General features: G+C 67.2%; 13 protein-coding genes. 1 reads left to right on the plus strand and 12 read right to left on the minus strand.

Annotation, left to right across the window (positions count from 1 at the left end):
* Positions 1-48: 48 nt before the first annotated feature.
* From N7367_RS00885 to N7367_RS00915, 7 genes are read right to left on the minus strand one after another with little or no spacing between them, the layout of a single operon-like run.
* Entirely contained in the window at positions 49-900 is an 852-nt protein-coding gene (locus N7367_RS00885) for an aldose epimerase (protein ID WP_279941510.1), read from the minus strand.
* On the minus strand, positions 890-1,927 hold the full coding sequence (locus N7367_RS00890) for a glycoside hydrolase family 43 protein (RefSeq protein WP_279941511.1): 1,038 nt from the start codon (positions 1,925-1,927) through the stop codon (positions 890-892). Before N7367_RS00890 ends, N7367_RS00885 begins: the two co-directional genes overlap by 11 nt.
* Before the next feature lie 16 nt (positions 1,928-1,943).
* Positions 1,944-3,428, minus strand: a complete 1,485-nt coding sequence (locus N7367_RS00895) for an MFS transporter (RefSeq protein ID WP_111186967.1) — start codon at positions 3,426-3,428, stop codon at positions 1,944-1,946.
* Positions 3,415-6,120 (minus strand): glycoside hydrolase family 3 protein, encoded by a 2,706-nt coding sequence (locus N7367_RS00900; protein ID WP_279941512.1) that lies wholly within the window; start codon positions 6,118-6,120, stop codon positions 3,415-3,417. Before N7367_RS00900 ends, N7367_RS00895 begins: the two co-directional genes overlap by 14 nt.
* The gene (locus N7367_RS00905; protein ID WP_164152125.1) at positions 6,120-7,802 is read right to left on the minus strand and encodes a glycoside hydrolase family 43 protein; all 1,683 of its coding nucleotides are present in this window, start codon (positions 7,800-7,802) and stop codon (positions 6,120-6,122) included. Before N7367_RS00905 ends, N7367_RS00900 begins: the two co-directional genes overlap by 1 nt.
* 59 nt (positions 7,803-7,861) lie before the next feature.
* Positions 7,862-9,844: a sialate O-acetylesterase gene (locus N7367_RS00910; protein WP_279941513.1), complete on the minus strand. Its 1,983-nt coding sequence runs from the start codon at positions 9,842-9,844 to the stop codon at positions 7,862-7,864.
* On the minus strand, positions 9,841-12,015 hold the full coding sequence (locus N7367_RS00915; RefSeq protein WP_279941514.1) for an alpha-glucuronidase family glycosyl hydrolase: 2,175 nt from the start codon (positions 12,013-12,015) through the stop codon (positions 9,841-9,843). Before N7367_RS00915 ends, N7367_RS00910 begins: the two co-directional genes overlap by 4 nt.
* Positions 12,016-12,107: 92 nt before the next feature.
* Between N7367_RS00915 and N7367_RS00920 the strand changes: the two genes are divergently transcribed.
* A complete protein-coding gene (locus N7367_RS00920) occupies positions 12,108-13,166 on the plus strand; it encodes a LacI family DNA-binding transcriptional regulator (RefSeq protein ID WP_053516379.1) in 1,059 nt (352 codons plus the stop codon).
* 73 nt (positions 13,167-13,239) lie between these two features.
* On the opposite strand, the gene N7367_RS00925 is transcribed toward N7367_RS00920, so the two are convergent.
* The 5 genes from N7367_RS00925 to N7367_RS00945 all read right to left on the minus strand — a co-directional run bounded on the left by N7367_RS00925 (position 13,240) and on the right by N7367_RS00945 (position 21,854).
* Positions 13,240-15,789 (minus strand): exo 1,3/1,4-beta-D-glucan glucohydrolase, encoded by a 2,550-nt coding sequence (locus tag N7367_RS00925; RefSeq protein WP_279941515.1) that lies wholly within the window; start codon positions 15,787-15,789, stop codon positions 13,240-13,242.
* A gap of 5 nt (positions 15,790-15,794) precedes the next feature.
* Positions 15,795-17,219: a sugar porter family MFS transporter gene (locus tag N7367_RS00930; RefSeq protein WP_180875208.1), complete on the minus strand. Its 1,425-nt coding sequence runs from the start codon at positions 17,217-17,219 to the stop codon at positions 15,795-15,797.
* A gap of 30 nt (positions 17,220-17,249) precedes the next feature.
* Positions 17,250-18,584, minus strand: coding sequence for a xylose isomerase (gene xylA, locus N7367_RS00935; protein ID WP_197571018.1), 1,335 nt, complete (start codon positions 18,582-18,584; stop codon positions 17,250-17,252).
* A 46-nt stretch (positions 18,585-18,630) separates the two neighbouring features.
* On the minus strand, positions 18,631-20,124 hold the full coding sequence (gene xylB / locus N7367_RS00940) for a xylulokinase (protein ID WP_279941519.1): 1,494 nt from the start codon (positions 20,122-20,124) through the stop codon (positions 18,631-18,633).
* 197 nt (positions 20,125-20,321) lie between these two features.
* The gene (locus tag N7367_RS00945; RefSeq protein WP_279941520.1) at positions 20,322-21,854 is read right to left on the minus strand and encodes a tryptophan 7-halogenase; all 1,533 of its coding nucleotides are present in this window, start codon (positions 21,852-21,854) and stop codon (positions 20,322-20,324) included.
* Between the last annotated feature and the right edge of the window lies 1 nt (position 21,855).

Below are 21,855 nucleotides of genomic sequence, written 5' to 3' on the forward strand. Positions count from 1 at the left end.
TGGCCCGTTCCGTCGCAGTTCCCGCCCTGCGCTGAACCGCGCCGCAGTTCAGGGGGCGTCCTGCTCCCAGACCAGCTCGAACGTCTGCGCCAGCTGCTGACCGGGCTGCAGCCGGCGCGGCGCAAGCGTGAAGCCATCAGGTGGCCCGCTCTGCGGTTCGACGCAGGTGGCGTGGGGGGCACCGTCGTAGACAACCCAGTGGTCGCCGTCCGATCGCAGCCGCAGGCGCTGCCCGCCGCGCACCAGCGCGATGTCACGATCACGGTCGGTGATGAAACAGTCATCCCATGGACCTGGCGTGGGCGGCACGCACGGCAGAACGGCAATACCCTCCTCGTCACGCGGGTACATCGCGCCAGGCTTGAACAGCAGCCGGTCCGGCTTGCGGAACCACGGGTGCCAGCCCAGTACTGCCGGCATGGCCTGCTGCGCAGCCTGCACCGAGAGGTGCAGCTGCAGGCAGTGTGCCTGCAGGCGTATGACCTGTCGGGCAACGCCACCGAAGGGCCAGTACCTGTCACGTGGCAGATCAAGCGTCAGCGTGGCGCTCGTCGCGTCGAGGCTGTCGATCTGCCAGGGCCTGGAGAAGCCGACCCCGTGAATGGCGTGCCCGCCGAAGTTGACCGGCAATTCATGGGGTGCACCGTCGAAGCTGAAGTGTCCACGACGAATGCGCCCAGCCCACGGCACCATCGGATAGCAGCCCCAGGCGATCGCCGCCGCTCCGCCCTCATCTGCGTCCACCAGCCAGTCCACGCCCCGGTAACGCATCTGTGCCAGGCGCCCCCCTGCCCCGGCCGCCAGCGCCACTTCGAGATCGCCTGCCTGCAGCCAGTGCAGCTCACCGGCCGGCAGCGGGGCGAGTGCGTCGTCCACCGGCAGCCTGCGCTCATGCACCATAGGGGTCGATGGTCCGGATGCGGCCATCGGCCTCCATGTGCAGCGGCGTGCACTTGGCCGAGCGCAGATGCGTGACGCCGCCGGACATCAGCGCATCGTGGTAGAACAGATACCACTGTCCCTTGAAGCTGCAGATGGAGTGGTGCGTGGTCCAGCCCACCACGGGCGTCAGCAGTACGCCGGCATAGGTGAACGGGCCATAGGGGCTGTCGCCGATCGCGTAGCACAGCAGGTGCGTGTTGCCCGTGGAATAGGACAGGTAGTACCGGCCCTGATACTTGTGCACCCACGGCCCTTCAAAGAAGCGGCGCGCATGATCGTCCGCGCGCAGCGGCTGGCCGTGCTCGTCCAGGATCTGCACCTCGCGCGTGGGTTCGGCCAGTTCGGTCATGCCGGCATCGAGCCGGCCCACCCTCGGCCCGAGCGCCGGCGCACTGCCTGTCGGCTCCTCGTGCGCGGCATCGTACCGATTGTCCCGGTAGTGCTGCAGCTGTCCGCCCCAGATCCCACCGAAGTACAGATAGTGGCTGCCGTCCTCGTCCTCGAATACGGCCGGGTCGATCGAGTACGCGCCCTGCATCGGTTCGGGCCGGGGAATGAATGGTCCCTCCGGCCGTTCGCCGACCGCCACACCGATGCGGAACAGGCCCTGCGCATCCTTGGCCGGGAAATAGAAGTAGTAGCGCCCGTCGCGGCAGGCGGCGTCGGGCGCCCACATCTGCTTGTGCGCCCACGGCACGTCGTCAAGGTGCAGCGCCTGGCCGCAATCGATGGCGTCGCCGTCGGGCGCATCCATCCGCAGTACGTGGTAGTCCTGCATGCCGAAGTGCCCACCCTCGTCGTCGAACGGCTGGCCGCCGTCGATGTCGTGCGAGGGATAGATGTAGAGCCGTCCCTCGAAGACATGGGCCGACGGATCGGCGGTGTAGATATGGGTCACCAGCGGCTGCGAGATGGCGTGCCGGGTGAGCTGCGCGAGGCGGGCGTCGTCGGCTCGGCCGTCGTCGCCTGGAGAGAGGTCGATCATGGTCGTCATCGTTGGGTTACGCGGACGCGTCGGCCGTGCGGCGACGCAGTTGGAGGTCCTGTTCGATGCGGGCTTCCGCGCGCTTGTCGATTTCGTACGCGAACAGCAGCGCCACGGCGAGCAGGAAAGGAAGGGAGCAGTAGACGCTCACGGTCAGGCGGATGCCCTCGACCACGCCCTCGGGCTGTGTCGCCACGCCCGCCTGGTAGCCGTAGTGGGCAAGAATGCCGGCGACCAGGGCGCCTCCCACGCTGAGGCCGATCTTCAGGCCGCACAGCATCGCCGAGAAGATGATCGCGGTGGCCCGGCGATGGTTCTTCCATTCCGAGTAGTCGGCAACGTCGGCGATCATCGCCCACAGCAGCGGGATGGTGATGCCGTAGCAGAATCCATGCAGCATGAAGGCAGCAAAGGCCACGCCGACCGCCGTCGGCGGAAACAGGTAGAAGGCCAGCAGGAACAGGGTGGAGATGAACAGTGCGCCGCCGAAGACGTCACGCTTGCCGAAGCGGTCTGCCAGCCGTCGCGACACGCCGATGCCCAGGATCATGCAGATGATTCCGCAGGCATTGAAGAGGCTGAAGGCCGAGGTTGCCGCGTCCCTGGGCCAGCTGAAGCCGGCGAATCCGGCACTACCCAGACCCGCGTTCAGCGCGCTGATCAGGCCGTTGAATCCTGAGTTTTCCAGGAAGCCGGTCAGCGCAGCGTCGCTCATGTAGTACTGGAAGTAGTAGATGTACGTGCCACCCTTCAGCGCCAGGTTGATGAACACCAGGACGGTCAGGGCCAGCATCACCTGCCACGGCCGGTTGTGCAGCAGGTCAGACAGATCCTGCAGCACGCCTCCGGTCTGCTCGCGGGTGGGGACGATGCGCTCGCGCGTGGTTGCGAAGGTGATCAGGAAGAACACCGTCCCGACGATGGCGAACACGGTCATCACCTGTTCGAAGCCACGCACGCGGTCACCGTCACCCAGGATCAGCACCAGCGGCATCAGCAGGACCTGGATGATGAACTGCGCGATCATCACGGCCACGAAACGGTAGGCCGACAGGCTGTTGCGCTGTGCCATGCTGCCGGTCAGCACACCACTCAGTGCGGAGTACGGCAGATTGTTCGCTGCATAGACGAAGACCAGCAGAGCGTAGGTGCCCAGCGCATAGATGACCTTGCCGCGCTCGCCCAGTTCTGGCGTGCTGAACGCCAGCAGCGACAGCACGCCGAACGGGATCGCCGTCCACAGGATCCACGGACGGAACCGCCCCCACCGCGTCGAGGTGCGGTCTGCGGCGATGCCGATCAGCGGGGTGAAAACGAACGCGCCGAGCATGCCGACCACGAAGATGATCGTAGCCGCCGTTGCCGGCGGCAGCCGGTAGACATCGGTGTAGAAGAACGCCAGATAGGTGATCAGGGTCTGGAAGATCAGGTTCGCCGCGAGATCGCCCAGGCTGTAGCCCAGCTTCTCGCGCACCGTGAGGGTGTGTTCAGTGCTTGCCATGCAAGGCCTCCACCGAGAACCCGGCCCGCGCGCGGATATCGGCACTCGAGGCGCCGACCCGCACCTCGTAGGCCCCGGGTGGCACCGCATAGGCACCGCCCGCTTCGTCATAACGGCGCAGGTCCCGCGGTGCCTCAAGCGAGAACGTCACGGTGCGCCGTTCGCCGGCGGCGAGATGGACACGCTGGAAGCCACGCAGTTCCTGCACGGCCTCGTCGCTGCCGGCCTGCTGGCGTCGCACATAGAGCTGCACGACCTCGTCACCGCTGCGTGTGCCGGTGTTGGTCACGTCCACGTGCACACCCAGCCGGCCATCGGCATTGATCCTGTCCGCATCAATGCGCAGTGCTGCGTAATCGAAACGGGTGTACGAGAGCCCGTGGCCAAACGGATACAGGGGGGTGCCGCGGAAGTACCGGTAGGTACGGCCCTCCATGCTGTAGTCGTCGAACGCCGGCAGCGCTTCACCGGCCTTGTAGAAGGTCACCGGCAGGCGACCCGCGGGGTTGACGTCGCCGAACAGCGCCTGGCCCAAGGCAGTGCCGCCGCGCTGCCCCGGGTACCAGCTCATCAGGATCGCCGGCAGATGGTCCTGGGCCCAGTCAACGGCCATTGCCGATCCGCCGGTCAGCACCATCACCACCGGCTTGCCAGTGGCATGCAGTGCCTCCAGCAGGGTGCGCTGGGGTGCCGGCAGCCGCAGATCGGTCCGGTCCCCACCCGCGAAGCCCGGATAGTTGACGGTCATCTCCTCGCCCTCGACGTCGCCGGTCAGGCCGCCGACAAACACCACGACATCGGCGTCGCGGGCCGCATCAAGGGCTTCGTCGAAGGGTGCCTTGGCGCCCGGCATGCGCCAGCCCAGCCGCACGCCCGCATCGCGCTCGTCGTCGTAGTACTCCAGCTTCAGCTCGTAGGTGCGGCCCGCCTGCAGATCGACGTCGATACCTTCGGCGTGCAGACGATCCGAGTTCACCCAGTGGTCCAGCACGCGCTTGCCGTCCAGATACAGGCGGAAGCCGTCGTCGCCGGCCACCTCCAGCCGATAGCGTCCGGATACCGGCGGCAGCAGCTGTCCGGTCCAGCGGATGCTGAAACCATCGCTCGGAATGCCCTGCCCCGGCGCCGCCTCGCCACGGGCAAGCAGATTGTCGGTTGGCGAGCCGCGGTCCCAGCGGAAGCCGATCTGCGCGTCGGTGCGGACCAGTGCCGGCGTGCCCGACAGGTCGGCCGTGCGGAAGTACTCGCCACGCAGGCCACGCTCGGTCGACGCCGCCGACGGCCGCAGGAAGGTCGGCTCGATCAGCGGCGTCGCGCTGGGATCATCACGCCCCTCGACCAGGTCCACGCCACGGGCGTAGCGCACGTCGATACCCTTCGCCGCATCGCGGATACCCTGCAGTATCGTGACCGGCGCGGCCGGTGTGCCGAAGTAGTTGCCGAGCAGCGCCATGGTGTCGTCAGCCGTGGGACCGACCACGGCAATGCGCTTGAGGTCACGCGACAAGGGCAGTACCCCCTCGTTCTTCAGCAGGACCAGCGATTCCTGGGCGGCCTTCAGCGCCAGGGTGTCGTGCGCGGGCGCCTGGTTGACCGAGGCGGGAATCCGCGCCCAACGCACCCGCTCCGGTGGATCGAACATGCCCAGGCGCATCCGTGCGGCGAACAGGCGTGTCACCGCGTCGTCGATCTCCGCTTCGGTGATCAGGCCCTGGCGCACGGCTGCGGGCAGCGTAGCGTACTCCTGTCCGCACTCCAGCTCGGTGCCATTCCTGACCGCCAGCGCTGCGGCGGCTTCTCGGGTGGCAACGATCCGGTGATGTTTCCAGATATCGACGATCGCCCAGCAGTCCGAGACGACGTAGCCCTTGAAGCCCCAGTCACGCCGCAGCACGTCGCCCAGCAGGAACCGGCTCGCACTGGCTGACTCGCCGTACACCCGGTTGTATGCGCCCATCACCGCATCGACATCGCCCTCCTTCACCAGCGCCTCGAACGCCGGCAGGTAGGTGTCGTACAGGTCGCGCCGGCTGGGCCGCGCGTCGAAGTGGTGACGGTCGGCCTCCGGCCCGCTGTGCACGGCCAGATGCTTGGCCGTGGCATCGAGCTTGCGGTACACCGGGTCATCGCCCTGCAGGCCACGTACGAAGGCGACGCCCATGCGGGCAGTCAGGTAAGGATCCTCGCCGTAGGTTTCCTGGCCACGGCCCCAGCGCGGGTCACGGAAGATGTTGACGTTCGGGGACCAGAACGTGAGCCCCTGGTAACGCCCGTGTGAGCCCTCGCGGAGAAACTGGTGATGCTTGGCACGGGCCTCGTCGCTGATGGTCGTCGCCACCTCGCCCATCAGCGGCACGTCGAACGTTGCCGCCAGGCCGATGGCCTGTGGAAAGACAGTGGCCTGCCCTGCCCGCGCCACGCCATGCAGCCCCTCGTTCCACCAGTCGTAGGCCGGCACGCCGAGGCGCTCGATCGCCGGCGCGGCATTCTGCATCTGCGCGGCTTTCTCCTCCAGCGTCATCTGTGCGACCAGCGATGCGGCCCGCTGCTCGAAGCTGGCCGACGCATCCAGCCATGGCCGCGGTGCAGCGGCTGACGCGGCGGTCGCCACGCACAGCAGCGCAGCATAGAGCGCCCGCCGGCCATTCCGCGTGCCGCGGTGGACAGCGCCGTTGGACGAAGTCGATATCATCACTTGCTCCTCCCGGCGCGCTCATCGCGCGCGAATGGTCCCAGCAGTGCGCCTACGAAGCCGCCTGCGCGATCAGTACTCAGAACCGTGCCATCCACACCGCGTGCCAGCGTTTGCCAGCCCTGCCCGTCACCGGTATCGAACGAGAACGCGTAGTCGGCCTCATCCCCGGCGATCTTCAGGCGCAGGACCGCGGATGCGGGTACCTCGCGGCTGGCCAGCGTTCGCGTGCTGCCGCTGCCGTCGCGACCCTCGAGGAAGACCGACAGACGATCACCGCGCACGCTGCGGACGCCAAGGAAGTACCAGTAGGCCTCGCTCTGGAATGCAGCCAGGCCCGCCGCGACACCGATGGCCGGACGGGACATCTCGGTACTCGCCTCGAAGCGCAGATGCTGCTGGCGGCGACCGAGGAACGCCGGATTGCGCAGCGTGTCCAGATTCTCCGCAAGCGGGTGCACGGCCAGCATGCCCGGCCGGTCACCCAGGTCGGCCCAGGCCTGTTTGGGCACCCGAACGCGCAGCCAGTGGGCGGCAAGCGTCGGCCCATCAAAGGTGTCGCGGTCGACGAAGTTGCCGGTCAGCGGCGCCTGGGACGCCTGCCCCTGCATCCAGGACGGTGCCTTGACCATATAGGGAATGGCCTGGTCGGTCGGCAGGATCTGCGGCCAGCCATCCTGCCAGCGAACCGGCAGCAGATAGGTTTCGCGCCCGGTGTTGTAGTGCCGCTTCTGGTAATTGCGGCTGGCAAGGAACACTGCCCACCACGAGCCGTCCGGGCCCTCGATCAGATCGGCGTGCCCTGCATTGGTGATCGGCAGCGGCCGGTCGTCCGGCAGCTCCCGCTGGGTCAGGATGGGATTGCCCGGATAGGGGATGTACGGCCCCCATACATCACGGCTGCGCAGCACCACCTGCGAATGCTGCGGCCCTGTGCCGCCTTCGGCGTCGGACAGGTAGTACCAGCCCTCACGCTTGTAGATGTGCGGCCCTTCGATCCAGATGGGGTTCTTCGACGGCTCCACGCCACCATCGACCAGCACCCTGCGCGGGCCGACCGGCTTGAAGGCCGACAGATCGATCTGCTGCATCCAGATGGCGCGGTGGCCGTCGTAGCGGGCCGGACCAGGCGGCACATCATTGTTGATCAGGTAGACCTTGCCATCGTCGTCGAAGAATAGTGACGGATCGATGCCATCGATGCTGGGCAACCAGTGCGGATCGGACCACGGTCCCGCCGGATCCCGCGCGGTGGCAATGAAATTGCCACCACTGTCGGTCGCGGTGGTGACGACGTAGAAGGTTCCCTCGTGGAACTCGATGGTGGGCGCGAAGATGCCGCGGGAGACGCTCAGACCGTCGAAATCCAGCTGTGTCGGACGGTCGATCACGTTGCCGATCTGCTTCCAGTGGACAAGGTCGACGCTCTCGAACACCGGAATGCCCGGGTAGTAGGTGAAGCTGGAGTTGACCAGATAGAACTTCCCGTTCGCGCCCACGATGCTCGGATCGGCGTGGAAGCCGGCCAGGATCGGGTTGCGGTAGTGGCCCGCCGGCAGCGGCGCTTCAAACGCGGTGTCATGACCGCGGTACTCGAACCAGTCGAAGTACACCGGCGGCGCGGCCTCCGGCGAGGCGGCATGGGCGGTCGCCGCCGACAGCGCGAACATCGCTGCCAGCATCCGGCGCGCCAGTGACACCCGGGCGCGCCGGGCAGAAGGGTGCTGCAGGGACAACATCTTCATCGTCGGGCCTCGGCGTCGGCAATGGGAAGTTCGAACGGACCGGCCGGCGCCCCGCTGCTGTCACGCAGCGTGCACACCGGGCCATCGGCCCAGCAGTAGCGGACATGCGTCGGGCGCAGGGAAGGCAGGCTGCGCAACACCACCCGGCGTCCATCCAGTTCGGCGTCGCTGTACTCACAGCGCGGGGCAGCGGCATCGCAGAGTTCAAAGCCGATGGGGTGCTTCGAACCGATTGCTGCCAGGGCGCCGTCGACATCCTCGAATTCGACGGCCACGCCTGTCGGCACGCGCAGGGCCCTGGCCGCATCCGGCCCTGACGGGGCCACTGCGTGCTCGCCGTAGATGACGTGACGCGCGACCCGGGCCAGACGGCGACCCAGTTCCTGCTTGTTCGGTGGGTGGATGTCGTAGGCATCGCCGATGTCGATGGCCACGGCGAGGCCACTGCGGGGATCTTCGGCCGCGACCCGGCGCTGTGCGTCGCGCACCTGCGCCCATCCGCTGTCCGCAGGGGCGACGGGCGGTTGGCCATAGCCAGCCAGTTGCACCAGCAGCAACGGCGTGCCTGCACCGAACTGGCGTCGCCAATCATCCCGCAGCGAGCGCAGCAGTGCCGCATATCCGGCGCCGTCGCCGGTGTTCGACTCCCCCTGGTACCACAGCATGCCGCGCAGTCCGACCTCGCCCAGTGGCGCGATCATGCCGTTGTACAACGTCGACAGACCCGTCGCCGCCTGCCAGGGAGCGAACGGGGGCGCTTGTCCGCCAGGTGCCATCCGGTACTGCCAGGACGCATCCAGCACCACCCGCTGACCGTCCTCCAGGATCACCGCATGTGCGGTGGCGGGGCCGGCCAGGCCACCTTCACCGTAGGTGTCCAGCACGTTGACCACGACACTGTTGGACCCGGCCTTCAACAGCCCCTTCGGCAGCGGATAGCGCCGCTCACCGGCGCCATACTGGCTGCCCACGGCGACACCGTTCACCCAGGTCATGTCCGTCTCGTCAACGGATGCCAGTTCGAGCGTCGCGCCCTGCGCCGCCTGTTCCGCACTCAGCGTGACCTGCGTGCGATACCACACCATGCCGTTGTAATCGGCAAGCGCCGGGACGTTCCACCGCTCCCATGCGCCCAGCGCTGCAGGCGCCGGTTGCCATCCGCTGTCGCTGGCCTCGGCGCGCCACGGCGATGCGCCGGGCACAGCCTCATCGCGCGTCACCCACCACTGCTGCCAGTACCGCCCCCAGCGTGCGCGTGCCGCCAGGGGGGCACCGGCATACAGCGCGAGGATATCCAGGGGCTCTGCCATGCCCCGCTGCGCGCGCAGCGCCTCGACGCTGGTCCATGCCTCGATCCGCGAGCCGCCCCAGGCGGCCTGGATCAATCCCATCGGCACGGCGACCGTGCGCTGCAGCTCGCGTGCGAAGTAGAGGCAGGTCGCGGAGAAGTCACGCACCGTGGAGGGCGATGCTGGCGCCCAGGCAACCGCGCTCTGGAATGTCGTCTGCGCCTGCACCGCCGCGGCCTGCGGCACGGTGAACAGGCGGATCGTCGGCAGCGTGGCGGAGGCGATCTCGCTGCCTGCATTGAGCGCGCGCCACACGGGCAGCTCCATGTTCGACTGTCCGGAGCACAGCCAGACATCGCCGACCAGGATGTCGCGGGCGGTCTGGATGTCCTTGCCGGACGTTGCCTGCAGCATGTGGGGGCCGCCTGCCGGAGTCGGCTGCAGCGTGGCGTGCCATCGGCCCGTGGCATCCGCCTGCGTGGTCACTGCCTGCCCGGCGAAGGTCACGGAAACCTCCTGTCCCGCAGGCGCCTGGCCCCAGACCGCGATCGGCTGATCACGCTGCAGGACGGCATGATCCTGGAACAGCGGATGCAGCAACGCCGCCGGCTCCCATGCCGCGACGGACCCGGCCATTGCAGCCAGGGCCAGCAGCAAGGCCGCCCGCCCGGCCCGTCCGATCATGCTCATCGTCCATCCCCCGGTGCGAAAGGAAACTGCAATGCCTGGTAATACGACAGCGGGTGCGGCGGTGGCGGTTCGCCGGGCGGCAACGGCCGGCCGCTGAGCGACTGGAAGTACGCCACGCTGGCATCGCGCCACCATTGCGCCTCCTCCTGCTGGATCTGCAGGAACGCGGCCACGTGCTGATAGCGTTGTGGATCGATCCGGCCCTGCAGGGTTGCCCAGGCAGCCTGCAAGGACTGCACCTGGCGCACGCCACGCGAGTAGCGTCCCACCAGTTCGTCCCACAGCACCTGCCCCGAACGCATGCGGTGATCCCACGGCACATGATGGAACCACAGCAACAGCGACTCCGGCACCCGCGCCAGGTCGCCGTACTCCGCGGCGACCGCCGGGGCGTACTGGGATACCGCGTTGCTCCCGGCCGAGGTGCGGTCGAAGCCCACGCCGTGCCGGTCCGCGCGGTGGTAGTACACGGACGTCCAGTCGGCGCGCGGCCCCCCATCCACCCAGGGACCGGGGCCGTAGTGATGCCCACGGGCCATGAGGTGATGCAGGCCCAGCGGGGTCATGTAGTCCACCGCCGCTTCGCGCGAGGCCATCATCATCCGCACGATCGGGCCGGTCACCTGCGGGTCCGGCGAGAACGTCAGCGCGGCCCAGTCTTCAGCAATGGCGCGGGCAGACTGCTGCGGATTCCAGGCCAGCCGCCCGAAGGCATACCAGTTGGCCTGATCGAAGTGCGAGCCGCTCCAGGTCCGGTCCACGCCGATGTTGGCGACGCCGGCGATGCCGGTCAGCGCATGGCCGTGCAGCGAACCGTCGACCACACGCGCGACCGTGGAGCCCGGCCCGCGTACCCGGGTGTCGGCCCGCAGCACTTCCTCGTACAGCGTGCCCAGGTACACCAGGTGCGTCGCAAATCCCAGATACTCCTTGGTGATCTGGAACTCCATCATCAACGGCGTGCGTGGCATCGCGCCGAACAGCGGATGGAACGGCTCGCGGGGCTGGAAATCGATCGGCCCGTTCTTCACCTGCACGATCACGTTGCGGCGGAAGGCACCGTCCAGGCCGATGAACTCACCGTAGGCCTGCTTGGCGCGATCTTCGGGTACCTCGTGCGAGTAGACGAAGGCACGCCACATCACCACGCCGTTGTGCGGCGCCAGGGCATCGCCCAGCAGGTTGGCACCGTCGGCATGGGAGCGGCCGTAATCCTGCGGGCCCGGTTGGCCCTCCGAGTTCGCCTTGACCAGGAAGCCGCCGAAATCCGGGATGAGGGCGTAGATCTCTTCGACCTTTCTCCGCCACCAGCGCTGCACCTCCGGATCCAGCGGATCGGCCGTGGCCAGGCCACCGAGCTCGATGGGCGCGCTGAAGCGTGCGCTCAGGTACACACGGATGCCGTAGGGGCGGAACAGGTCCGCCAGCGCGGCGGCCTTGGCGAGATAGGCCGGCGACAGGCTCAGGGCGCTGGCATTGACGTTGTTCAGTACGGTGCCATTGATGCCCAGCGACGCGTTGGCGCGGGCGTAGTCGGTATAGCGCGGGTCACGCCACTGCGGCAGGGTCTGCCAGTCCCACAGGGAGCTGCCCGCGTAGCCGCGTTCGACGTAGCGATCCAGGTTGTCCCAGTGATCGAGCACCCGCAGCGCAACCCGGGGCGATTCCCGCACGTCCAGCGACTCCAGCGATCCGCCACGCTGCAGCAGCCGCAGCAGGTGGAACACGCCGTACAGCACACCGATGTCCTGCCGTGCCGCCACCAGCAGAAGATCGCGTCCTCCGCTGCGGACCCTCCTGATCAGGTAGCCATCCTCGCCCAAGGTGGCAATGTCTTCGTGGAACGGCGCGACCAGCATCGAGGACTGCGGCGTGCCCAGCACCAGGGCGTGATCACCGGCGAGGTCCGTGCGGATGGGCGGTGCCTTTCCCAGTACCCCGGGAAGGCCGCGCGCCAGTTCATCACGCGCGGCGCGCTGGGTGGGCGTCTGGTCAGGGGCGACCACCTCGCCCAGCTGCAGCCGATAGCCGGCAGCGACCTCCGCGGCCGCCGGCACGTAGCGCATCCACAATGCGTAGCCATCCTCCGCATGTGCGCCACCGGCGCATGCCAGCAAGGCAAGGGCGGCGCACAGCCGTCCGCCGACAGCACGGAACAACGGCGTTAACATTCGACTTTGTAGACTACGACCGGCGCCGGAACGGTTCATCATCTGCCCTCGCACCTGCGCGGCAACGCCACCAAGAACAAGGGGATCGTGCATTGGACAAGCCGAAGAAATCGGTTCGCCGCAGAACCGCTGGCGTGACGATCGACGAGGTTGCGGCCCTTGCCGGCGTTTCGCCGATGACCGTGTCGCGGGTGATCAACCAGGGCAAGGTGCGGGACGTCACCCGCGAGCGGGTGATGCGTGCCGTGCGTGAGCTGGGCTATACGCCCAATCTGGCGGCCAGTTCGCTGGCCGCTGCGCAGCACACGCGCATTGCGTTGATCTATACCAATCCCAGCGGTGCCTACCTGCGCGAACTGCTGGTCGGGCTGCTGCGCGTCGCGTCCAGTTCTGCCATCCAACTGGTCATCGACTACTGGGACAACCTTGACGATGAGTCCGAGCGCACGGCAGCGCGTGCCCTGGCCAGCCGCGTCGACGGGGTGATCCTGCCGCCGCCGCTGTGCGAATCGCAGGCGGCCGTGAGTGAACTGGTGAAGGCCGGCATCCCGGTGGTGGCCATCGCATCGGGGCGCCTGAGCGAGGCCCTGTCCTGCGTCCGCATCGACGACTTCAACGCAGGCAAGGAAATGACCGAGCACCTGATCCGGCAGGGCCACAGCCGCATCGGCTTCATCCGAGGGCGCCGGGATCTGAGCGCGAGTGCGCGTCGCTACGATGGTTTCGTCACCGCGTTGCAGGAAGCCGGACTGTCGGTGGAACCCGGCCTGGTCCAGCACGGCGACTACACCTACCGGTCCGGACTGGCCGCCGCCGAGAAGCTGCTGTCCCAGCGTCGGCCACCGACGGCCATCTTCGCCAGCAACGATGACATGGCGGCAGCCGCCATCTCCGTGGCGCACCGACGCGGCCTGGAGGTCCCCCGCGACCTGTCGGTGGTGGGCTTCGATGACACATCGGCCGCAACCACCGTGTGGCCGGAACTGACGACGATCCATCAGCCGATCGCCTCGATGGCCAATGCTGCCATCGATATCCTGCTGCGCACCATCCGTCGCCCGGCGGGAAACGCCCCCGTACTGCGGGATCATGTCGTGCCGCATCGCCTGATCGCACGCGATTCGGTGGCGGCCCCGCCCACGCACCGGTAGCGCGCAGGCCCGTGTCATGCCGGCACCCGCACGGTGCCTGTGTCGAGCGCGCTGGCCTTCAGGCAGGATGCCATCACGCACCGCATCCGAGGGTGGTCTCGGCTTCGTTCAGCGCGCCCAGCGCCACGCGGGACACGGAGATCGTCATTGCATCAGCCGTCCCCACCGACCACGGCCGATCCAGCGCACCCACCTTCGCTCCGGCCGCAGCCAGGCATTTCAGGGGAATGCCCACGCGCGTCCACTGGCCGACCGGAAGCGCCGCCAGCGTGGGCCCGATGGCGATGCGGGCCGAGCACCCGGCACCACAGCCCACCGACAACCACGCCTCGCCACGTGGTGCCACGTCGACACGCAGCGTGGTCAACAGCATCAGATCACCATTGGCTTCCCGCTGCAGGTCCAGCGGCGTGTGCGACTGCAGTGCGGCCACGGCTTCCCCCTGACCCGACCAGGCAAGACGCCGGCCGTCCTCCTGGGCAAGATGGTCCACACCGGTGATCTTCAGACGGTCATCTGCCAGTGCATCCGGCACGCTGATCACGGTCATGCCCTGCCCCGCACCATCCTCCAGCCGCAGCGCCATGCCGGCACCTGCATCGCCGCGGGCAAAGAAGACACCGGTTGCCCCCTCGTTGCCGGTGACGCCCGAAACTTCCGGCAGTGCCGCCAGATCGCCCTTGTCGGCATAGCTCAGACCGAAGCCGAATGGGAACAGCGGGGCGTAGTCCTTCTGGCCGACGTTGTTGGCGTACTGCGTGGCCGTACGTGGCCAGCTGAAGCTGAGTCTGCCCTTGAAGTCGTGCTGCATGCGGCCATCCGGACCACGCAGCAGTACGTCGGCAACGCCACCGCCTTCCGATCCCGGCAGCCACGCCGCCACGAAGGCGTCCGCGGCATTGATTTCCCGGTTCACCCAGAGTGGTCGCCCGCTCAGGAAGACCGCCACCACTGGAATGCCGTCTTCCTTGAGCCGGCGAATCAATCCCAGATCCGTTTCATCGCCGGGCTTGTAGGCCAGCGTGGGCAGGTCGCCCTGGAACTCGGCATACGGATCTTCACCGAACACCACCACCGCCACATCCGGCTTCACTGTGTATCTGCCATCGATGGCAAGCGTGGCCTCGCCACCCGCGGCCCTGGCCTGCTGCGCAATGCCCTCGAAGATCGTATCCGCATTGGGGAAGTCCTTGCGGGTGGTGCCGGTGCCCTGCCAGTTCAGCGTCCAGCCGCCGGCCTGCTTGCCGACATCATCGGCACCGTCGCCGGCCACGAGGATCCGCTGCTTTGGCGACAGCGGCAGGATGCCGTTCTGGTTCTTCAGCAGCACCAGCGACTTGCGCACCGCCTGCCGCGCCACCGCGCGATGCTCAGGGGCGCCGATCAGCGCGAACTGGCCGCCGACCGCCCGGGTGGAAGGCCTGCCCGCCTCGAACAGGCCCAGGCGGAACTTCACCCGCAGGATCCTGCGCACCGCATCATCCAGCCGCTCAGCAGTGATCCTGCCGTCCTTCACGGCTGCCAGGGTGGTTTCGTAGAAGCCCTTCCAGCTGTCCGACGCCATGGCCATGTCCAGGCCCGCATTGATGGTGGCGGGACAGTCGGTGGTCGTGCAGCCCTTGATCTGTCCATGGCCATTCCAGTCGCCGACCACGAAGCCGCCGAAGTTCATCCGCCCTTTCAGCACGTCGGTGAGGTAGTGCCGGTGGCCGTGCATCTTCTCGCCGTTGACGCTGTTGAACGACGCCATGGCGGTCTGTGCTCCGGCAGCGATCGCCGGCGGATAGCCGGCCGCATGGATGCGCACGAGCTCGGCCTCGCTGATGCGGGTGTCGCCCTGGTCCTTCCCGCCGGTCGTGCCACCATCGCCCAGGAAGTGCTTCACCGACGCGATCACATGGCGGCCATCAAGAAAGTCAGGCGACCCTATCCTGCCCTGCAGGCCCTCCACCATGGCACCCGCATAACTGGCCACTACGGTGGGAGACTCCGAATAGCCCTCGTAGGTGCGCCCCCAGCGGTCATCCTGCGGAACCGCGACCGTTGGCGCGAACGTCCATTCCATGCCGGTGACGCGTGTCTCCAGCGCGGTGATCTCGCCGATCCTGCGCAGCAGCTCGGGATTGCGAGCAGCGCCGAGCCCGATGTTATGTGGGAACAGCGTGGCGCCGATGATGTTGCTCTGCCCGTGCACCGCGTCGATGCCGAACAGCAGCGGAATTGCCTTTCCACCCTGCGAGGTGTCCATGGAGGCGTCGTAGAACGCGTCCGCCAGCGCCAGCCACTCGGCGGGTGATGCATCGTAGCGACCGCCAGGATCGGAGTTGCCTCCGGCCAGGATCGAGCCGAGCCGGTATCTGCGCACGTCGTCGGGGGTGATGCTGGCGATGTCTCCCTGCACCAGCTGGCCGACCTTTTCCTCCACGGTCATGCCGGCCATCAGGTCGGTGATGCGTTTCTCCAGTGCGGCATCCTCGGCCAGGGGCCAGGCCACCTGTGGCCATGGATCAGCCTCGGTAGCGGTGGCCTGCGCTGGCCGGTCTCCCCCCTTGCAACCGACCAGCGCCAGCATCAGTCCGGCGATCAGCGCGCCGGCACGGCGCATGGAATCCTGCGATGTCATGGCGCTCATCCTTCCATCTGCTCCAGTTCCTTGCCCTTGGTCTCGTGCACATGGCGCAGCACGAACACGACCGAGACCACCGCGGCCACCAGGTAGATGCTGTAGGTTGCCGCCAGCCCGGCCGCGGCCAGCAGCATCGGAAACGTCACCGTGACCGCGAAGTTCGACGTCCACTGCGCTGCACCGGCGACGGCCAGTGCCGAGCCCCGGATCTGGTTGGGGAACATCTCGCCCAGCATCACCCACATCACCGGTCCCCAGGACAGATTGAAGAACACGACGTAGGCATTGGCGGCGACCAGCGCCAGGGTGCCCATGCGGCCCGGCAGCTGCAGGTGCCCGTCGGCCAGCGAGCCGCTGGCGAAGGCCACCACCACCAGCGCCAGGGAGACGGACATGCCCACCGAGCCGATCCACAGCAGCGGCTTGCGACCGATACGGTCGATCAGCAGCACGGTGACGAGGCATGCGCCGATGCTCAGTGCGCCGGACAGCACATTGATCAGCAGCGCGTCGTTCTCCGAGAACCCGACCGCCTGCCACAGCACGGCGCCGTAGTAGAAGACCACGTTGATGCCGACCAGCTGCTGGAAACAGGCCAGGCCGACACCCACCCAGACGATGGGACGGATCCGCCCGGTCGCCCTGCTCCTCAGGTCGGACAGCCGCGGACGATGATGGTCGGTGGACAGGGAGGCCTCGATCTCGTCGAGCGTGAGCTGTGCCTTGTCGCGGCCCAGCAGCCGGGTGAGAACCCGCAGTGCGTCCTCCTTGCGCCGCTTCACCACCAGGTAGCGGGGGCTCTCGGGGATGGTCAGCAACAGCAGCAGGAACACCAGCGAGGGCACCGCCTGCATCCAGAACATCCAGCGCCAAGCGGCCTGCCCTGCCCACAGAGGCTCCGTCGATGCCCCGGCGGCGGCGGCCAGCAGGTAGTTGGACAGGAACGCTGCGGTCAGCCCGCTGATGATCGCGATCTGCTGCACCGTAGCCAGTCGGCCACGGTAACGGGCGGGTGCCACCTCGGCGATGTAGGCCGGTGAAATCACGCTCGCCGCGCCAACTGCAAATCCCCCTATCACCCGCGCGACGATGAACCACGCGGAAGAACCCGCAGCGCCGGCCCCCAGCGCCGATAGCAGGAACATCACCGCCGACAGGATCAGCACATTGCGCCGCCCCAGCCGGTCGGCCAACCTGCCGGCGCTGAAGGCGCCCACGGCGCAGCCCAGCAACATCGAGGCGATCTCGAAGCCCTGCATCCATTCCCCGGAGCGGAACGCCTGGTGCAGGCCGTCCTGGGTGCCGTTGATGACGCCACTGTCAAACCCGAACAGGAACCCGCCAATCGTTGCCACCACGCTGATCAGAACGATCAGCCGTGTGTTCTCTCCGCCATCTGCTGCCTGGTTCATCGACATCCCCTCGATCGCTCCATTGCCGCCTTGACGCTGCCGTGCTCAGCGCAGCAGATACTGGTTGAGCAGGTTCTCGTAGCGTTCCTGCTTGCCGCTGGTCTGGCGCGGCTCGCCGATATCGGCGGCCAGCGTGGCCAGGTCGGCAAGGCTCAGCGTGCCGCGCTCGAAATCCTTGCCGGCTCCCGTGTCGAAGCTGGCGTAGCGCTCCCTGCGCCACTGCTCCCACGGCGACTCGGTGAGCAGTGCGTGTGCCACTTCCAGACCTCGTGCGAACGCGTCCATGCCGCCGATGTGGGCAATGAACAGGTCTTCCAGGTCAGTCGACTCCCGGCGCACCTTGGCGTCGAAATTCAGCCCCCCCTCCAGGCCACCCTGCCGCAGCACGACCAGCATCGCGCCTACGGTGTCGTACAGATCGCTCGGGAACTGATCGGTGTCCCACCCGTTCTGCGCATTGCCACGGTTGGCATCGATGCTGCCAAGCAGGCCATGGTCGGAGGCCACCTGCAGGTCATGCTCGAAGGTGTGCCCCGAGAGCGTGGCGTGGTTCGCTTCGATGTTGAGCTTGAAGTCCTTGTCCAGCCCGTGCTCCTTCAGGAAGCCCACCACGGTCGCGCTGTCGAAATCGTACTGGTGCTTCATCGGCTCCATCGGCTTGGGCTCGATGAGGAAGTTGCCCTTCAGTCCGATGCTGCGGCCGTAGTCGCGGGCCATCGTCAGGAACCGCGCGAAATGCTCGATCTCGCGCTTCATCTGCGTATTGGCCAGCGACGCGTAGCCTTCGCGCCCACCCCAGAACACGTAGTGCTCGCCCCCCAGCTCGACGGTGGCATCCAGCGCGGCCTTCACCTGCACCGCGGCACGGGCAACCACGGCGAAATCAGGATTGGTCGATGCGCCGTTCATGTAGCGCGGGTGCGAGAACAGATTGGCCGTACCCCACAGCAGCTTGACCCCGGTGGCGTCCTGGCGGGCCTTGGCCAGGCGCACCATGTGCGTGAGATTCTTCTGGTACTGGTCAATGTCGTCTGCATCCGGCGCCAGGTCGATGTCATGGAAGCACCAGTACGGCACGCCCAGCTTGGTGAAGAACTCGAAGGCTGCATCGACCTTCGCCTCTGCAGTGGCCAGCGGCGAACCGGCCTCCCACGGAAACTGCCGGGTTCCCGGTCCGAACGGATCGTGGCCGGCGTTGCAGAAGGTGTGCCAGTAGCACACGGCGAAGCGCAGGTGCTCCTGCATGGTCTTGCCGCCGATGACCCGGTTCGCGTCGTAGACCTTGAAGGCGAGCGGATTGTCCGAGTCCCTGCCCTCGAACGGAATGCGGCCGACGCCCGGGAAGTACTCTTTGGCGCCGATGAAGGGCTGCGTGGTCATGGTACGTGCTCCTGTCGTTGTGCGGGATGTTGGAGGGAGGCGGACCTCAGCCGCGCTGCAGCGGCGTGACGGCCTCGAGATGGCGGAGAAAACGCGAATAGGCGGAGGCATAGGCCGCACTGCGGCCGGAATCCGGACGCGCGGACAGTGCCGGGTCCACGCTGACATGCTGCGCGGTGACCTCGCTGATCGGCGCGGCATCACCCTGCGACCGCCCGATGGCCCACAGGGCCTGCAGCGCCGCACCGAATGCCGCGCCTTCGGCCTGCACCGGCACGTCGACCGGCAGTCCGAACACATCGGCCACCAGCTGCCGCCACGCGGCACTGTTGCTGCCACCCCCGGTAAGCACGATGCGGTCGAACTGCATGCCGGCGCGCCTGAACGCGTCGTAGCCGAACTTCAGGCTGTAGGTCGCCCCTTCCATGGCAGCGCGGTAAATGTGCGCCGGCGTGAAGTTATGGGTGTCCAGGCCGGCCAGCACGCCCTTGCCCAGCGGCAGGTCGGGGGTGCGCTCGCCATTGAGGAACGGCAGCATGACCAATCCGCCAGCGCCGGGCGACGTCGCGTCGAGGTGGGCATCGCCGTCACGCGTACTGAAACCAAAGGTACTCGCTACCTGCTCGGTCACGACGGTGCAGTTCATCGTGCAGATCAGCGGCAGCCAGCCGCCGGTGGAAGAGCAGAAGGCGGCCCAGGCCCCGTCCGGATCGATCACCGGTGAATCGGAGTAGGCAAACAACGTGCCCGACGTTCCCAGGCTCATCGCCAGGCGGCCTTCCGTGACGCAGCCGGTGCCGATGGCCGCCATCATGTTGTCGCCACCGCCGACCGCCACCTTCACCGTCACCGGCAGTCCGAGCATGCTGGCAGCCGCGGGGTCGATATCGAACAACGCATCAGGTGGGGCGATGGGGGGAAGGCAGGCGGCAAGATCGCGGTCCGGATCCGTGGCGCGCAGCAGCGCCTGCGACCACGTGCGCGTGCGCACATCGAGCCAGCCCGTGCCGGAGGCATCTCCGTGCTCGCAGAACCGCTGCCCGGTCAACACGAAATTGAGATAGTCGTGCGGCAGCAGGATGGTCGCCAGCCGCGCATAGGCTGCCGGGCGATGCGTCTTCGTCCACGGCAGCTTGGAGGCCGTATAGCCGGCAAGGATCGGATTGCCGGCCAGCGCGATGGTCCGGTCGATTCCGCCGGCGGCATCCATGATCAGGGTGCATTCGGCCGACGTGCTGGTATCGCACCAGAGCTTGGCCGGCGCCAGCACGTCGCCCGCCGCATCCAGCGGCACGAAGCCGTGCTGCTGGCCCGATACGGCCAGACCTGCAATGCGTGACCGGAGCGATGGATCAATCCCGTCGAAGCAGGTGCGCAGCGCTGCCACCCAGTCGGCCGGCACCTGTTCCCGGCTGCCATCGGCGGCGCTGCTCATCTCCAGCGCCGCGCTGGTGCGGGCGACAACGGCACGCGCCTCCGGGTCGTAGACCAGCACCTTCAAACTCTGCGTTCCTGCGTCGACACCGGCAACCAGACCCATCGAAACCGCCTCCGAACTCCGAAACGTTAGCGCTACCATTTCTGACATTCAAAAAAGGAGGCCTTGTTGCACTGCCTCCTCGTTTGCACGGCGTGCGTGCCGCCCGCCGTGATGCCGCACTGTAACCAGCCGCGGCGGAAAAAGCGTGCTGCAATGCAAAACCCTGCTCGCCGTCGCGGCATCTGCAGGCAGACCTGTTACGACGCCGCCCTGTTCGCGTGCCCTACCTCGGGGCCCGACCGGCAATAGCGGTCGATGAATTCCGCCTGCGATGGCATCTGCGTGGCCGCCTGCCGCACCGGCTGCTGGATGCGTTTCAGCAGCGTGCGCAGGTCGGCGTCACTCAGTGCCCGCGCAAGCGGGTGCGGGCGGCCCGGTTGGATGCCCTGGCCAAGCAGCACACTGGTCCACGACTCGACCCGGAACAGCTCGCCGGGGTCCTGCCACGCGTGCGCGCGCTCACGCCACGCGCGCAGCCGCTGCTGCAACGACTCGGGCACCGCCATCTCGCGGCACGCCTTCCACAACGGCTCTTCGCGCTGGGTGGCGTGGTAATGAAGGATGATGAAATCGCGCACGTGTTCCATCTCCTGGCAACTGACCTCGTTGTATAGCTGCACCAGTGAGGCCGCGATCCCATCGAACGGAAACAACTGGATCAGCCGCACCACGGCGCTGATCGTCAGATGGATGCTGGTGGATTCCAACGGTTCGATGAAGCCACTGGCCAGCCCCAGCGCAACCACGTTCCTGTTCCAGGCCTGCAGACGGCGTCCACTGCGGAAGGGCACCTGCCAGGGTTCGCGCAGCGGCGGTGCGCCCACGTCGCGCAGCAGCTTCGCCCTCGCCTCATCATCGGACATGTGCCGGCTGGAGTAGACCAGCCCGCATCCGACGCGGTGCTGCAGCGCGATATGCCAACGCCATCCGGCTTCATGGGCGATGGCCCGGGTGTACGGCACCGGTGGAGCGACCGATTCGGTCTGTACCGCGACGGCACGATCGCACGGCAGCCATTCGTGCCAGTCCTCATAGCCGGTCTTCAATGTCTGCTCGATCAGAAGGCCACGGAAGCCGGTGCAGTCGATGAACAGATCGCCCTCGATGACCTGCCCGTCGTCCAGCACCAGCGACTGCACCGAACCATCATGCGCATGCTGTCTGACCTCGGCGATCCTGCCCTCCACCCGTCGCAGGCCGTGCGCCTCGGCTCTGCGGCGCAGGAACCGGGCGTAGAGACCGGCATCGAAGTGATAGGCGTAGCTGGGCTGCGGCTGGGTCTGCAGCGAGAAGCGGTCGTCGCGCGAGGCGACGCTCTCCAGGCAGAAATCGCCCAGGTCCGATGGCATCCCGCGGCGGAGGCTGTCCAGCCAGAAATGGTGGAACGGCGTGGCCCAGGTGCCATGTCCGATGGTGCCGAACGGATGGAAGAAGCGCTCGCCCGGCAGGCGCCAGTTCTCGAACGAGATCGACAGCTTGAACGTGCCGGCCACCGCGCGCAGGAACTCCTGCTCGTCGATCTGCAGAAAGTGATGGAAAGTGCGGATGGGCGGTACGGTGGACTCGCCGACACCGACCGTACCGATCTGCTCGGACTCGACCAGGGTGATGTCCAGCTGGTCGCGGAATTGATGGGACAGCGCACATCCGGCCAGCCAACCGGCGGTGCCACCGCCGGCAATGACCACCTTGCGGATGCGCCCTTCTGCTGTGCTCGCGGTATCGATCACG

Origin of the sequence: Stenotrophomonas sp. GD04145, from assembly GCF_029835135.1 — a bacterium.
Classification (GTDB): domain Bacteria; phylum Pseudomonadota; class Gammaproteobacteria; order Xanthomonadales; family Xanthomonadaceae; genus Stenotrophomonas; species Stenotrophomonas maltophilia_P.